This window comes from Sinorhizobium terangae, assembly GCF_029714365.1.
Classification (GTDB): Bacteria; Pseudomonadota; Alphaproteobacteria; order Rhizobiales; family Rhizobiaceae; genus Sinorhizobium; species Sinorhizobium terangae.
Map to the genome: position 1 here is coordinate 2,198,527 of NZ_CP121659.1, position 15,582 is coordinate 2,214,108.

Genomic DNA, 15,582 nt, shown 5'->3' on the forward strand with positions numbered 1-15,582 from the left:
GTTGTCACGATGGAACTCACTCGATGGGAACCTTGCCGAGGAATTCATGATCGAGCAAGCCCATCATCACATCGTCGTGCCACGCCCCGTTGACGAGGGCGGCCTCGCGCTCTCTCCCTTCGACAACAAAGCCGGACTTTTCATACGCCCTGATCGCCCGTTCGTTGTAGCTGAGCACACGTATTCCAATTCGATGAAGCCCCATCGGACCAAAGGCATGCCTCAGAAGAAGGCCGATTGCCTCGCTGCCAAACCCACGCCCAAGCAAGGCGCTGTCGTATATTCCGATTGCCATCGAGGCGCGCCGATCATGCTGGTCGACGCGGTCCAGCCTGATCTCACCAGCGCACCTCCCCTGAATTTCAATGATCCAGGCATGTGGGTGCTCACCCAAGTTCCGGACCCAGGCGGCCGCCTTGTCTCTCGTTATCGGCCGCACGTCTTCTCTGCTGACCCCGAACATTTCGGCGATCTTCGGATCGCTCCCTAAAAGAAGGCGAGCCTCGATATCCGCGTCACAAGGGGGCCGGAGCGTGATGCTCGGTCCTTCGAGAATGGGTGGCACCGCTCATCTCCTCATTCGCTGCTTTCCGACTGGCATGGCTCAGAAGAGCGGCAAGCACAAGCTCCGCTTGACATGGACGCTAGCGGCGAGGTTGCAAGCGGTACTTTCGCGCCTACCGGTTTCAGCTAAGGTCGTGCCATGAACGTCCTGATTCTCGGCGCAACCGGCTTCATCGGCTCCGCGATCGCAAGAAAACTCGTTGACGACGGCCACCAGGTCACCGGGCTTGGCCGCGACCCTTCGCGCGCCGCGGTGAAGATGCCTGTCTTTCGCTGGATCAGAGCCGACCTTGCCGGCATGACGGCGAGTGGGAATTGGCGAGACGCACTGGAGGGCCAGGATGTGGTCGTCAATTGTGCCGGCGCCCTGCAGGACGGCCTTTCGGACGACCTCGTCGCCACCCAGGAGGACGCGATGTTGGCGCTCTACGAGGCCGCACGCGACAGCGGACTGCGGCTTGTCGTGCAGGTATCGGCAGAAACCGAGGGCGCCGCCAGCGATCTCGCCTTTCTGGCGACCAAGCGCAGGGCGGACGCGGCGCTCGCATCGAGCGGGCTACCCTTTGTCATCCTGCGTCCGGCGCTGGTCATCGGCCGCAACGCCCATGGTGGCTCCGCGCTGCTGAGAGCCCTTGCCGCCCTCCCCTTTGCGATCCCGCTCGTCCATGCCGAAAATTCGGTAGCAACAGTCGCGCTCGACGATGTCGCAAACACCGCCAGCGACGCTGTCAACGGCGACCTGCCGGCCGGCTCCGATCTTGCGCTCGGCAGCGGCGAAGGCCTGACGTTGAAGGATCTCGTTGTCATTCATCGCCGCTGGCTCGGCCTCCCGCCCGCTCCGGTAATTGTCCTGCCGCCCGTCTTGGCGCGACCGGTTACCTGGCTCGCGGATGCGGCCGGCATGCTCGGCTGGCGCTCACCACTGCGCTCCACCGCGATGACGACCATGTCCGGCGGCATCGCGAGCAGGCCATCGTCGGATTTCAAGCCGGGACTGTCGTCCGCCGCTGAAATGCTGGCCGCCGCCCCGTCAGGCATCCAGGATCTCTGGTTTGCCAGGCTCTACCTGTTGAAGCCGCTGATTATCGTAGCCCTCTCGCTTTTCTGGCTCATCTCCGGCCTCGTGCCGTTTTTCGCCTTCGGTGCGGCGAGCATTCATTTCGCGGCCTTCCTGCCGGCGCCGCTTGCAAGCGCGGCGACGATCGCGACCTCTTTTGCCGATATCGCGCTCGGGCTTGCGGTTCTCGTCCGGCCCTCGGCAAAGCGGGCGCTCCTCGGCATGCTTTTGTTGACGCTTGCCTACCTGCTTGCGGCAACGCTTGCCGAACCTGCACTCTGGCTCGATCCGCTCGGCCCGCTGGTCAAGGTTCCACCGTCGATCCTGCTGACGCTCGCCGCGCTTGCCATACTGGACGAACGCTGATGATCCTTGAAGATCTGCTGAGACTTCTGCACGTGCTCGGTGCCACCGTGCTACTCGGCACTGGCGCCGGCATCGCCTTTTTCATGGTCATGGCCCAACGCAGCCGCGATCCGCGCATCATCGCTCATGTCGCCGGGACTGTGGTCATCGCCGATACGGTCTTCACCGCGACCGCGGTCGTGCTGCAGCCGCTGACCGGCTGGCGCGCGCGATCGGCTGGCCGCTTAGCGAGGGCTGGATCGTACTGTCGCTGGCACTCTATGTCCTGGCCGGCCTCTTCTGGCTGCCGGTGGTCTGGATCCAGATTCGACTGCGGGACCTGGCGAAGCAGGCCGTCGCAGCAAAGGCGCCCCTGCCGCCGGCCTTCGATAGGCTCTATCGCATCTGGTTCGCCTGCGGGTTTCCCGCCTTTGCTTCGGTGATTGCGATTTTCTGGCTGATGCTGACGAAGCCCGACATCACCCTATTTTAGCATCGGCCAGAGGCTGACGACGAGCAGCGCCGCCATGGTGATATTGAACCATTTGAGCCGCGACGGCTCCGAAAGCCATTGCCGCAGTGCCGAGCCGAAGCCAGCCCAGGTCGAAACGCTCGGCACATTGACGAGCGCGAAGACGAGACCGACGAAGAGCACACTGACGAGATAGCTGTCGCCGCTCGTGTACGTGGCCATGGCCGAGACCGCCATCACCCAGGCCTTGGGGTTGACCCATTGGAAGGCGGCCGCCTGCAGGAAGGTCATCGGCCGCGCACTCGCCATGCCCTCGCCAAGCGATCGCGACGAGCCGATCTTCCAGGCGATCCAGACGAGATAGGCGCCGCCGGCAAATTTCAGCGTGGTGTAGACGAGCGGTACCGAGTGGAGCAGCGCGCCGAGGCCGAGGCCGACTGCCAGCAAAAGCACGAAGAAGCCTACACCGATGCCGAGCATGTGCGGAATGGTGCGCGCGAAGCCGAAGTTCACGCCTGAGGCAAACAGCATCATGTTGTTCGGCCCCGGCGTGATCGACGTCGTGAAGGCAAACAGGAACAGCGCGAGCAGCGTATCCAGTTGCATGAATTTCCTCCAGCAGCGCGGCACCGCCGTGGCGACGCGCCACATCCATCTGATTTATCTTGGCAATCCGTCAGAACCGGAATCGGTTCTAGATAATTTAGGTCAGCCTACCTGCCGTAAATGCGATGACCAGCCAATTCTTGTCATGGTTACAAAACGGGATTTGGTGGGCGTCTTCGGACGGATGATCCGGCTTTTCGCCGTTTCCTTGTTCCCACAGCGCGGCGCGTCGGACGCCGCGGTCACAAGAATCCTGCCAGCCCAAGTGCTTGGGCTGAAAAGACTCTTCCGCGCCGCGGACATGGGCCGCTGCTGGATTCCCTGTGACAAACACAGGGATGACGGCGAAGAAAACTATGCTGCTGTCGTCTACGATGACCGGACGCGCAAACGTCGCTGTAGCACTTTGAACTGCTGCATGATTTCGTCCTTAGATCGATTCCGATTTAAGGGATCATGCAGTAACGCGTGGAAATTGGACGCGCGCACGACATGGAACGCTTGGATGGCACAAAATATCTACGACAAACCCGAATTCTTCGCGGGCTACGGACAGCTCCCGCGATCCGTACACGGGCTCGATGGCGCCCCCGAATGGCCGGCGATCCGGGCCGTGTTGCCGGACCTCAAGGGCCTGCGTGTGGTCGACCTCGGCTGCGGGTTCGGCTGGTTCGCACGCTGGGCGCGGGAAAACGGCGCCGCGCAGGTAATCGGCTTCGACCTTTCCGAAAACATGATCGCTCGGGCGAGGAAGGATACGAGCGACCCGGCGATCGAATACCGCATCGCCGATCTCGAGCTCCTGGCCTTGCCGGAGGCGAGCTTCGATTTCGCCTATAGCTCGCTCGCCTTCCACTACATCGAGGACTTCGACCGGATGGTGCGGACGATCCACGCGGGTCTCGTTCCCGGCTCGCGTTTCGTCTTCACGATCGAGCATCCGATCTTCATGGCACCGACGAACCCCGGCTGGTTGACGGACGCCGAAGGCCGCCGCGTCTGGCCGCTCGACCGTTACTCGGCCGAGGGGAAACGCGTCACCGACTGGCTCGCCAAGGGTGTCGTCAAATATCACCGCACGATCGGCACTACGGTTAACGCCCTCGTCAAGGCCGGCTTCTCGATCCGCCATGTCGAGGAGTGGAGCCCGAAAGCCGAACAGATCGCCGCTACGCCCGATCTCGCGGAAGAAGTCGACCGGCCAATGATGCTTCTCATCGCCGCCCAGCGTTAGGCAACGAGTATCCGGAAAGCGGATTATCTATTTCCGCTTTTGGGCCTTTCGCTTCTCTTTCGGCACAGGGGCAGGATTTGCCGCCTCCTCGGCGGCTTCCTTTTCCAGCCGCAATTGCCGGAGACGGGCCGTCTTCTTCTCGCGAGCGACCTTCTCCTGTTCCATAATGGCGCGCGAGGCGATCGTCGCCTGGTCAGCGCGGTCGGACGGAGTTTTCTTGCCCTGCTTGAAGACGCTGTTGGCCTGACTTTCCTTCATCAATTTACTCCTTACTGACGGCAACAAAAAAAGGCCGGGCGAACCCGACCTTCCCTCATCATCTCAACCTGCCAGTGCCAGTACATCCGTGGTCAAAGGCCGGGAGATGATAATCTCGTCTAATGCGATCATGGAGCACAATCGCGTGCGCAAACTCAAAGGGCGCGCAGGTTTTCCGCCGACGTCTTGCCCGTGCGGCGATCCTGAGCGAGTTCGAAGCTCACCTTCTGGCCGTCCTTGAGAGTGGACAGGCCGGCGCGCTCAACGGCCGAGATATGCACGAACACGTCAGAGGCTCCATCATCCGGCTGAATAAACCCGAAGCCCTTGGTGCTATTGAACCACTTTACTGTTCCGGAAGCCACGTCAGCATCCTTTCAATCGCTCATGGAAAAACAACATCGCGTTTCCGCGATGTATTGAAACCGATTTTGTCAGGATCTTCGTGACGATACGCCAAGGCGCAGAAACAAATATCGTCGATCAATATCGATTACAACTATGTAGGTTACAATTGTGTCCCTTGCAAGGCCGCGATTTATTTTTATTTCTCGACGAGTTAGCGGCGCCGCGCCGATATTGTCATCTTACCGCAACGGGAGGATGCAGCGACACGAACGCACTTTCCGCCACGATAGCAGCGCTTGTCCTGATGGACTTTCTCGCATCGGATCTTAAACTTGAAGTGTCGAGCCAACCTCAGGACGATTTCCGATGCACGATCCAATCCCGACCACCACCTTTCCCGACGGCCGCACGGTTCCAGTACTTGGCCAAGGCACCTGGCGCATGGGCGAGAACCGCGCAAGGGCGGCGGAGGAAATCCGTAGCCTGCAAATCGGGCTCGACCTCGGCATGACGCTGATCGACACGGCGGAAATGTACGGAGATGGCGGCGCGGAGCGCATAGTCGGCGAGGCGATCAGGGGCCGTCGCGACGAGGTTTTTATCGTCAGCAAGGTGCTGCCCTCCAATGCCAGCCGTTCCGGCACCGTTGCCGCTTGTGAACGCAGCCTCAAATGTCTCGGTACCGACCGGATCGATCTCTATCTTCTGCATTGGCGCGGCGTATACCCGCTCGCCGAAACCGTCGCCGCCTTCGAGACGCTGAAGAAGGCTGGCAAGATCGCCGCCTGGGGCGTTTCGAATTTCGACGTCGACGATATGGAGGAGCTGGAAGCGGTCCCGGACGGCAGCAATGTCGCCGCCAACCAGGTGCTCTACAACCTCGCCCGCCGCGGCATCGAATACGACCTCCTGCCCTGGTGCCGCGACCGCGGTGTACCGGTCATGGCCTATTCGCCGCTCGACGAGGGCCGGCTGCTTCACAACACCGACCTGATCCACATCGCCAAGGCGCACCAGGCGACGCCAGCGCAGGTGGCGCTCGCCTTCCTGAAGAGCCGCCCGGGCGTCATCTCGATCCCGAAGACCGGATCGGCCGAACGCGCGCACGAAAACCGCGACGCGATGGACATTCACTTCACGGCCGAGAACGTCGCCGAATTGGACCGGCTTTTTCCGCCGCCAAGGAGGAAGATGCGGTTGGAGGTTATTTGATTCTGGTGATTGACGAGCCGAAATGGCCCCTCATCCCGCCTGCCGCGACCTTCTCCCCGCTTGCGGGGAGAAGGGATATGCCGCGCCGCCCCAAGTCCCCTCTCCCCGCCTGCGGCGAGAGGGTTAGGGTGAGGGGCAATTGCCATCGCAACGCAGCGTTACGCCTCACATCCCCTGCGGGCCGCGGTTCATCGCGGCGATACCGGTGCGGCAGACCTCGATCAGACCGAGCGGCTTCATGATGGCGATGAACTGCTCGATCTTCGACGGCTTGCCGGTGATCTCGAAGACGAAGTGCTCGATATTGGCGTCGATGACGGAGGCGCGGAAGGCATCCGCGAGCCGCAGCGCCTCCACCCGGTGATCACCGGAGCCGTGCACCTTGACAAGCGCCAGCTCCCGCTCGATCGGCCGGTCGTGGCCGAGGTTGGCGGCACGAACCGTGAGGTCGACGACCCGATGCACGGGCACCAAGCGTTCGAGCTGGTGCTTGATCTGCTCCAGCACATGCGGCGTACCGCGCGTGACGATGGTGATACGCGACAGATGCGCCTCGTGTTCGGTCTCGGAAACCGTCAGGCTCTCGATGTTGTAGCCGCGGCCGGAAAAGAGGCCGATCACGCGGGCGAGCACGCCCGGCTCATTGTCGACGAGAACGGAGAGCGTGTGCGTTTCCGCAAGCTCCGTCTCCTTGGCGATGAAATAGGCAGAGCCCGTCGGCTGAAGATGTGCACTCATTTTGTTCGTTCCTACCTTTTCATCAAACGAGCTGGCGGCCCTTGGCGTCGATCGCGTTGGCGACCGCCTCGTCCGTCGCCTCGTCGGGCAACAGCATTTCGTTGTGCGCCTTGCCCGACGGGATCATCGGGAAGCAGTTGGCAAGGTTGGCGACGCGGCAGTCGAAGATGACCGGCTGCGGCGTGTCGATCATCTGGCGGATCGCCTCGTCCAGTTCGCCGGGCTTTTCGCAGCGGATGCCGACACCGCCATAGGCTTCGGCGAGCTTGACGAAATCCGGCATCGCTTCCGTATAGGAGTGCGACAGGCGGTTGCCGTGGAGCAACTGCTGCCATTGCCGGACCATGCCCATATACTGGTTGTTGAGAATGAAGATCTTGACCGGCAAGCCGTATTGGACCGCGCAGGACATTTCCTGGATGCACATCTGGATCGAGGCGTCGCCGGCGATGTCGATGACGAGGCTTTCCGGATGCGCTACCTGGACGCCGACGGCGGCCGGGAAGCCATAACCCATGGTGCCGAGGCCGCCCGAGGTCATCCAGCGGTTCGGCTGCTCGAAACCGAAGAACTGCGCCGCCCACATCTGGTGCTGGCCGACTTCGGTGGTGATGTAGGTGTCGCGGTCCTTGGTGAGTTCATAGAGCCGCTGGATCGCATATTGCGGCATTATGACGTCGTCATTCGGCGTGTAGGCCAGCGAATTGCGCGCTCGCCACTTGGCAATGCCGCTCCACCAGTCCTCGAGCCGCGCCTTGTCGACGGTCTTCGCCGCAGCGCGCCACAGGCGGACCATGTCCTCCAGGACCGTCGCGACGTCGCCGAGGATCGGAATGTCGACGCGGACATTCTTGTTGATCGAGGATGGGTCGATGTCGATGTGGATCTTCTTCGAGTTCGGCGAAAACGCGTTGAGGCGGCCGGTGATGCGGTCGTCGAAACGGGCGCCGATGCAGACCATGACGTCGCAGTCGTGCATGGCCATGTTGGCTTCGTAGGTGCCGTGCATGCCGAGCATGCCGAGCCAGTTCTTGCCGGAATGCGGATAGGCGCCTAGCCCCATCAGCGTCGAAGTGATCGGGAAGTCGGTGAGTTCGACCAGCTCGCGCAGGAAATGCGATGCCTGCGGGCCAGAATTGATGACGCCGCCGCCGGAATAGATGATCGGCCGGCGGGCGTTCTTCATCAGTTCGACGGCTTCCTCGATCTTCTTCAGGTCGCCCTGCGTCTTCGGCTGGTAGCTCTTCTGGGTCGGGACGGCCGAAGGCGGGGTATAGGTGCCGGTCGCGAACTGGACGTCCTTCGGAATGTCGACGACGACCGGACCGGGACGGCCGGACTGCGAGATGCGGAAAGCCTCGTGGATGATGCGGGCGAGATCGTTGACGTCCTTGACCAGCCAGTTGTGCTTGGTGCAAGGCCGGGTGATACCGACGGTGTCGCATTCCTGGAAGGCATCCGATCCTATCAGCGGGGTCGGAACCTGGCCGGAGATGCAGACGAGCGGGATCGAATCCATCAGCGCGTCCTGGAGCGGCGTGACCGCGTTGGTCGCGCCGGGGCCGGAGGTGACGAGCATGACGCCGACCTTGCCGGTGGAGCGGGCATAGCCCTCGGCCATATGGCCGGCCCCCTGCTCGTGGCGGACCAGAATGTGCTCGATCTCTTCCTGCTGGAAGATCTCGTCATAGATCGGAAGCACGGCACCGCCGGGATAGCCGAAGATATGCTTGACGCCGTTGTCCTTCAGTGCCTGGAGAACGATCTCCGCGCCCGTCATCTGGTTTTCTGTTCCGCTCATTGGCCTGCTTCCGTCCCTTTTCAAGGTTTGGGGTGTGATTAGCTTTTCTCAGGGCATAAAAAAAGGCCCCTTCAGGAGCCTCGTTCAGCGCATGGGTGGCTACTGCCGGATGGTTACACCATCCTGCCCATGCGCCGTCCCACCACAAGAATAACCGCGAAATTTTTCATGGGGCGATTTGATAAACAGAAAAATCCTGCCCGTCAACGCCTTTTCCGACTGCGCGCAGAACGGCGGAAAACAGCGACATACTTCGATAAGAGCACGAAACCACTTATTAAATCCGCCCCGCTAATCTATCGAGCTATTCGTCGCGTGAGGTGCTGAGTTGCTCGACAGTAATCTTCATTCCTCGGTCCGTGCCGGAGAGCAGGATCGCCGTGACACCCTTAAACCAGGTAATCGCTTCCTCGGCCGTGTCGTTGGCTGCAGCGGTTCGCGCGCAACGATCGCCGCAGTTGCCGAAAACGGCGAAACCTCGCTGACGGAGCTCTGGTCGGTCGGTCGCCTGATTTCCATTTCCGTGGGCGCCAACCGCGTCGTGGCGCTCGTCTATGCAATGCAGACGGTCGCCAGCGAATGGGGCGAGCAAGCGAACAACACCTTCCGCATCGAGGTCGAGTTGATGGGCGAGGTCCAAACCGACCCCGACGGGCGCGAATCCTTCTCCACCGGGATCAGCCAATATCCCTATCTCGGCGCGATCGCCCACCGCATCCGCGCCACCGACCTTGCCCGCATCTATGAGTCGAGCCAGACGGACAGTTGCGTTATCGGCAAGCTGACCCAGGACGAGAGCCTTGACGCCACGATCCACGTGCCGTCGATGCTCGCCAAGCATTTTGCCATCGTCGGAACGACCGGCGTCGGCAAATCGACCGCCGTCACGCTGCTTCTGCACAAGGCGATTGCCGCCGACCCGAAGCTGCGTGTGCTGATCCTCGACCCGCACAATGAGTTCGCTGCCGCTTTCCCGGAGCATGCAGTCGTCATCGACACGGACACGCTCGACCTCCCCTTCTGGCTCTTCCGGCTGGAAGAATTCGCTGAAGTGATTTTCCGCGGTCGGCCGCCCGTTCCGGAAGAGCTCGACATCCTGCGCGATGTCATTCCCGATGCGAAGAAGGCCTTCAAGGGCGGCGAATCCGGCCTGATGCGCCGCCAGAACGAAAAGAGTTCGATCACGGTCGACACACCGGTGCCCTATCGGATCGCCGATCTTCTGGCGATGATCGACGAGCGCATCGGCCGGCTGGAGGGCCGCACGGACAAGCCGCATCTGCGTTCGCTCAAGATCAAGATCATCTCCGCGATCAACGATCCGCGCTACCATTTCATGTTCTCGTCGAACACGATCACTGATACGATCCAGGACACGATCGCCAAAATCTTCCGCATCCCTGGCGAAGGCCGGCCGATTGCCACTTTCGAACTCGCCGGCATCCCTTCGGAAGTCGTCAATTCGGTCGCATCGGTGCTCTGCCGCATGGCTTTCGAAATCGGGCTCTGGAGCGACGGCGGCATCCACATGCTGGTCGTCTGCGAAGAGGCGCACCGCTACGTTCCGGCCGACGCCTCGCTCGGTTTCCTGCCGACCCGTCAGGCGATCGCGCGCATCGCCAAGGAAGGCCGCAAATACGGCGTTTCGCTCGGCATCATCACGCAGCGTCCGGGTGAGCTCGACCCCACGATCCTGTCGCAATGCTCCACCGTCTTCGCCATGCGACTTGCCAATGATCGCGACCAGGAGATCATCCGCTCGGCGATCTCGAACTCGTCGATCTCCACCACCAGCTTCATCTCCTCGATTGGCAACGGCGAAGCCATCGCCTTCGGTGAGGCAGTCGCTGTGCCAATGCGCATGCGCTTCACCCGCGTCGAGGACCGGCACCTTCCGCGTGCCCACGGCATCACCGACAAGCCGGACGAGGATGCGTCCCCGAGCGTCGACCTGCGGTCGATCGTCAGCCGGATGCGGGCGATCTCCGGGCCTGACATCTCAAACTTCCAGCAGAGCTACCTGGCAGCGCAGAGCGCCAAGGCCCCGACCCTTGAAGACGATTGGCCTATTCAGGAAATCGCCCACGGCGCCATCCAGCCATCCGAGCCTGAAGCTTGGCACGAGCCGGAGATCGAGCCCTACCGGCCGGACATGCTTCCGCGCGCCGAGCCGGTTAACCCGCAGCTCGAGCGTTTCAACCAGATCCGCGAGCAGATCCTCTCCGGCCAGGCCGAAAGGGACAGCGGTCCGAGACCGCAAGCCCCGGACCCACGCCTCGCGCAGCCGGCAACCGAGCCGCGCCGCGAGGGCTCGTCGCTGCGCGAGAGCCTGCTCAAACGCCCGCTCGGCAGCCTCATCCGCAAATAGGTCGCGACAACGCGGAATGCCTTCCCCTCACCTCGCGGTCGTCACGGCGCGTCCGCGCCGGTGAACGCCCAGGCAAGTCACCTTCCTTCACTCGCGCTTGCAATCGTGAGTTGACAAACCTGTGACGCGGACGAATCCTTCCTGTTGCAACATCAAGGCGGCCGAACTTCAAGGAATGCATCGACTGGACAGCACATAGCGGCGGCAATCCCGGGAGGAGCAGATGTCCGTTTTGTCGACCATGCCTCCGCGCAAACTCCGAATCTTCGCCTTCGACCCGAGCATGGGGCGACGACACGAAACGCTGCCGCTCAACGAAGTGATCGTTTCGATCCCTTGGGAGATGGACAAGCTCGACCCCGGCGTTCCGTTCGTCGGTCCGGTCGGCGAATATGTCGAGGTCGTTGACTTCGACCCGTCGCTCGATCTCGTCTACAGGCCGGTCAATCTGCACGATCCGAGCTTGCTCGCCGACAATGGTCTAAGGCCCGCGGAATGGAACCCGCAATTCCACCAGCAGATGACCTATGCCGTGGCGATGAACACCATCGTCAATTTCGAAAGCGCCCTTGGCCGTGTCGCGCTCTGGGCGCCGCGCGACCGCGACGAAAAAGGCCGCTGGATCAATCCGCAATATGTGCAGCGCCTGCGCATCTATCCGCATGCGCTGCGTGACGCCAATGCCTATTACAGCCCCGAGAAAAAGGCCCTGCTTTTCGGCTATTTCGCGGCCGGAGAAGGCCAATCCGGGGCGCCTGCCGGGACCATCATATTCACGTGCCTCTCCCACGACATCATCGCCCACGAAACGTCGCATGCCCTGCTCGACGGCATGCATCCCCGCTTCAGCGAGGCGACCAATCCGGACGTGCTGGCGCTGCACGAAGCCTTCGCGGACATCGTCGCGATCTTCCAGCATTTCTCCTATCCGGACGTGTTGAAGGACCAGATCGCCCGCACGCGCGGCGACCTCGAGAGCCAGAACCTGCTCGGCCAGCTCGCCCAGGAATTCGGCCAGGTCCTCGGCCGCGGAACGGCGCTGCGCGACGCGCTCGGCGGCTGGAAGGACGGCATCTGGCGAGCGCACGAGCCCAATCCGAGGCTTCTGCGCGAGACGGAAGAGGTGCATGACCGCGGTGCCATTCTGGTGGCCGCCGTGTTCCGGGCGTTCCTGTCGATTTATCGCGCGCGCATATCCGATCTCCTGCGCATCGCGTCGAGCGGCACGGGCATTTTGCCGGCGGGCGCACTGCACCCCGATCTCATCAACCGGCTGGCCAAGGAGGCATCGAAATCGGCCCGGCACATCCTGCAGATGTGCATCCGCGCGCTCGACTACTGTCCGCCCGTCGACGTCACCTTCGGCGACTATCTGCGCGCGATCATTACCGCCGATCGCGATCTCTACCCTGAGGACGAGCACAACTACCGCGTCGCAGTGATGGAGGCCTTTTTGGCTTGGGGTATTGTTCCGCGCGACATGCCGATCGTCTCGGTCCAGACGCTGCTCTGGCCGACGATGGCCGAAGCAGCGGCCGACTACAAAGCCGCCTTTCCCAGCCTCAGCGATCTCAAAGCTGATGTCGCCTATCTGCTTTCGCGGCCACTCGAAATGATCGACGAACTCAAAAGTCGCAGCGATTTCCACGACAGCGAGGGCCAGAAATTCCTCGACGGGCTGGACCGCACCGCACAGGAAATTTTTAATGAACTGAACAAGGCGATGGGCAACCGCCTGCCGCAGACCGCCAAGCGGTCGAAATCGTCGCTCCGGGAAATCCTCGGACGCAATCTCCTGGAGCTCGGCCTCGAGGCCGACCGCAAGGTCGAATGGCTGGCGCGCGACCTCTACGGGCGGCTGTTCTGGGGATTGATCACCGAGGCCAAGAATGCGCCGCTTCGCGATATCATCCGCATCAGGACCGACGTCGACGCACCGGCGACGGTCCGGCGCAGCAAGATCGTCGACAGTCCGGCCATCGAGGTGCACAGCGTCCGCATGGCCGCACGCCGCGGCAACCGCGACCAGATGGAGCGCGAATATGTCGTCGAACTGACGCAGACCCGCCATGGTTACCTCGACCCCAAGAAGCAGGAGGCGGCGGACAAGGGTAAGCCGCCGAGAGGTCCCCACGATTTCTATTTTCGCCGCGGCTGCACGCTGCTCATCGACGCCGAGACTTTCGAGATCCGCCGGGTCATCCGCACGCCCGGCGACATCTGCGACGACGCCGAGCTCGAAAGAATGCGGGCCTACCTGACCCGACAGGCGCGGAGGCGGGAAAACGCCTTCACCGCTGGCGGGAGCAAACCCGTTCGACCTGAGATTTTCGCCCATCTTCACCGACAGGGGAGCTAGGAGATGCCCAGAATGGAGGCGCCCGAGTCCGGTGTCACGGTGCGCATGTATCGGCAAGGCCATGGCGACTGTTTTCTTCTGGCGATGCGCAAGGTGGACGGCAGTGCCTTTTACATGCTGATCGACTGCGGCCTGTGGACGAACTCCGAAATCAAGCCCGACCAGACGATCGACAAGGTGATCGCCGACATCGCCGAAGCGACCGCCAACCGATTGGACGTCGTGCTGGTGACCCATGAGCACATGGATCACGTCAACGGCTTTGCGGCGAAGGATCCCGCGACGAGAAAGCCATGCTTCGACCCGATCGAGATCGGCGAGCTCTGGCTGGGATGGACCGAGGATGGTGATGATCCGTTCGCCAACAGCCTGCGCGAGCGCTTCCACGACACGCTGCTCGCCCTGATGGGCGCCGACGAGCGGCTCGAGCGTGCGGGCTTCGGTATCCATTCGCCGAACCGCACGATGCTGCGCGATCTCCTTTCCTTCGAGACCGGAGAGGATGCAGCCGACGCGCTTCGCGAACGCTTCAGAAAGGTCAAACGGCAACACCCGGCACTCTCTCCTCGAAGACAGGGCGCGCTTGCCATCGAAGGGATCACCAACAAGCGCGCCATCAAATATTTGCGCGACCGCATTGCCGGCGATCCGGTTTTCCTGCGACCCGACCATGAGCCCTACCGACTGCCGGGCGTCGATGGCGTGCGAGTCTACGCGCTCGGACCGCCGCGCGACATCGAGCTGCTGCTTTCGCTGGAACCTCAGGGCGAGGAGGAATTCAGACTGTCGGCCGACGGAGCGACGCTGAGCCTGCTTGCGGCGACGGTCGACGGCGGCCCGGAGGACGCCAACCGCGCCTTCGACCCGCGCTTCGGCATTTCGCGCAAGAACGTCGAACAGGGGCCTGATGCGTTTCTGAAGGCGTTTTTTGCCGACCACTACGGCGTCAAAGGCAAGCGGGGTTCCGCCGAGGCCTGGCGGCAGATCGATAGCGACTGGCTTGAGAGCGGGGAAACGCTGGCTCTCCGGCTGAATGACGAGGTGAACAACACCAGCCTCGTTATCGCGATCGAACTTCCCGGAACCGGCAAGGTGCTGCTTTTCACCGGCGACGCCCAGCGTGGCAACTGGGTCTCCTGGGCGCCGCTCAAATGGAATGTCAATGGCAGGATCATCACGGCGCGCGATCTTCTCGGCCGCACGGTTCTCTACAAGGTCGGCCATCACGGCAGCCACAATGCCACGCTCGACGGCAGCGTGGCGGCGGACTATGCCAACCTTTCCTGGCTGGCAAGCAACGCCTTCCAGGACGAATTCGTGGCGATGATCCCGGCCAATACGCCCTGGGCGGCGCACAAGGACAAGCCGTGGGAGCACCCGCTTCGCTTCATCGAGGAGAGGCTCCTGCAAAAGGCTCGCGGTCGCGTGTTCCGCAGCGATGTCGACCATGTCGCTAAACCCGGTGACATCGCTGCCGACGAGTGGCAAAGATTCAAGCGGACCGAAACCGACCTCTTCTTTGGATACACCGTCGCCGACACCGCGGCATAGGCAGCGATGGGAGACCCTTCATATCGCGCCGAAGGCCTCGCCCGGATAGGAAGCCCTACTTCGCCTACTGCACCTCGACCTATTGCGATACCGGGGTCGGTTGGAAACTCGTGCAGCACCAGCAAGCGGCGACTGGCTGATGGGCCGGCGCTGCCGGCACGTCGTAGGAACCGCGCGGCACGGGCGCGCGTTTTCATTCAAACTGCTTAAATAAAATCCAGGACCGGAATCATGGAAGAGATCCTCCGACGCTTCTTCGAGCGGTACGAAACCATGGCCAATCGCGTGCTCGCCAACGAAATTGACGTTGACGAGACGACCTTCGCTTTCGCCTCGGAGTTCATCGCCGCTTCGCCTGCAGGTGTGCTTGCCGGCAAGAACGACGACAGCCTGCAGGTCTCGATGGCGAGGGGCTATGCCCGCTATCGCGCGATCGGCACCAAGGAGTTGAAGATCCGCAAGACCACCGTCACGCCGATCGACAACCAGCATTTCCTCGTCAAGATCGACTGGCGCTCCACCTACGACGTTGAGGACAGCCCGGACGTGGCTATCGATTTCGAGGTCCACTATCTGGTCCAGGTACGCAACGACGAGCCCAAGATCTTCGGCTGGATCAGTGGCGATGAGGAAGCCGTGCTGAAGGAGCACGGCATCGGCTGATACAGC

13 protein-coding genes and 1 pseudogene are annotated in these 15,582 nt (G+C 62.1%); 8 read left to right on the plus strand and 6 right to left on the minus strand.

Translation table 11 applies throughout. The annotated features are described in order from the left end of the window. Nucleotides 1-16: 16 nt before the first annotated feature. Nucleotides 17-508 (minus strand): GNAT family N-acetyltransferase, encoded by a 492-nt coding sequence (locus QA637_RS10550; protein WP_283064950.1) that lies wholly within the window; start codon nucleotides 506-508, stop codon nucleotides 17-19. A gap of 195 nt (nucleotides 509-703) precedes the next feature. Between QA637_RS10550 and QA637_RS10555 the strand changes: the two genes are divergently transcribed. Then, nucleotides 704-1,987, plus strand: a complete 1,284-nt coding sequence (locus QA637_RS10555) for an SDR family oxidoreductase (protein ID WP_283061369.1) — start codon at nucleotides 704-706, stop codon at nucleotides 1,985-1,987. A 2-nt stretch (nucleotides 1,988-1,989) separates the two neighbouring features. Beyond that, nucleotides 1,990-2,459: pseudogene (locus QA637_RS10560) on the plus strand (DUF2269 family protein). On the opposite strand, the gene QA637_RS10565 reads toward QA637_RS10560, so the two are convergent. After that, nucleotides 2,451-3,044 (minus strand): LysE family translocator, encoded by a 594-nt coding sequence (locus QA637_RS10565; protein ID WP_153436470.1) that lies wholly within the window; start codon nucleotides 3,042-3,044, stop codon nucleotides 2,451-2,453. The pseudogene QA637_RS10560 and the gene QA637_RS10565 overlap by 9 nt on opposite strands. Before the next feature lie 505 nt (nucleotides 3,045-3,549). On the opposite strand from QA637_RS10565, the gene QA637_RS10570 reads away from it, so the two are divergent. After that, a complete protein-coding gene (locus tag QA637_RS10570; RefSeq protein WP_153436469.1) occupies nucleotides 3,550-4,278 on the plus strand; it encodes a class I SAM-dependent methyltransferase in 729 nt (242 codons plus the stop codon). A gap of 27 nt (nucleotides 4,279-4,305) precedes the next feature. Here the strand turns inward: QA637_RS10570 and QA637_RS10575 are convergent, their stop codons facing one another. Next, nucleotides 4,306-4,536, minus strand: a complete 231-nt coding sequence (locus tag QA637_RS10575; RefSeq protein ID WP_153436468.1) for a hypothetical protein — start codon at nucleotides 4,534-4,536, stop codon at nucleotides 4,306-4,308. Between the two features lie 155 nt (nucleotides 4,537-4,691). Continuing rightward, entirely contained in the window at nucleotides 4,692-4,901 is a 210-nt protein-coding gene (locus QA637_RS10580) for a cold-shock protein (protein WP_173509830.1), read from the minus strand. Between the two features lie 349 nt (nucleotides 4,902-5,250). Here QA637_RS10580 and QA637_RS10585 point away from each other — a divergent pair, with 349 nt between their 5' ends. Further along, nucleotides 5,251-6,096, plus strand: a complete 846-nt coding sequence (locus QA637_RS10585) for an aldo/keto reductase (RefSeq protein WP_153436467.1) — start codon at nucleotides 5,251-5,253, stop codon at nucleotides 6,094-6,096. Between the two features lie 165 nt (nucleotides 6,097-6,261). Here the strand turns inward: QA637_RS10585 and ilvN are convergent, their stop codons facing one another. Both ilvN and QA637_RS10595 read right to left on the minus strand, forming a co-directional pair. Beyond that, nucleotides 6,262-6,834, minus strand: a complete 573-nt coding sequence (gene ilvN, locus QA637_RS10590) for an acetolactate synthase small subunit (protein ID WP_153436466.1) — start codon at nucleotides 6,832-6,834, stop codon at nucleotides 6,262-6,264. Between the two features lie 22 nt (nucleotides 6,835-6,856). Further along, entirely contained in the window at nucleotides 6,857-8,635 is a 1,779-nt protein-coding gene (locus QA637_RS10595) for an acetolactate synthase 3 large subunit (protein WP_153436465.1), read from the minus strand. Between the two features lie 328 nt (nucleotides 8,636-8,963). On the opposite strand from QA637_RS10595, the gene QA637_RS10600 reads away from it, so the two are divergent. From QA637_RS10600 to QA637_RS10615, 4 genes are all read left to right on the plus strand, one after another. Beyond that, nucleotides 8,964-11,003, plus strand: coding sequence for an ATP-binding protein (locus QA637_RS10600; RefSeq protein ID WP_153436464.1), 2,040 nt, complete (start codon nucleotides 8,964-8,966; stop codon nucleotides 11,001-11,003). Between the two features lie 223 nt (nucleotides 11,004-11,226). After that, nucleotides 11,227-13,362, plus strand: a complete 2,136-nt coding sequence (locus QA637_RS10605) for a gluzincin family metallopeptidase (RefSeq protein WP_283061375.1) — start codon at nucleotides 11,227-11,229, stop codon at nucleotides 13,360-13,362. Nucleotides 13,363-13,374: 12 nt separating this feature from the next. Next, the gene (locus QA637_RS10610; protein WP_283061377.1) at nucleotides 13,375-14,913 is read left to right on the plus strand and encodes an MBL fold metallo-hydrolase; all 1,539 of its coding nucleotides are present in this window, start codon (nucleotides 13,375-13,377) and stop codon (nucleotides 14,911-14,913) included. A 231-nt stretch (nucleotides 14,914-15,144) separates the two neighbouring features. Continuing rightward, nucleotides 15,145-15,576 (plus strand): DUF6841 family protein, encoded by a 432-nt coding sequence (locus QA637_RS10615; protein ID WP_153436461.1) that lies wholly within the window; start codon nucleotides 15,145-15,147, stop codon nucleotides 15,574-15,576. Nucleotides 15,577-15,582: the final 6 nt, after the last annotated feature.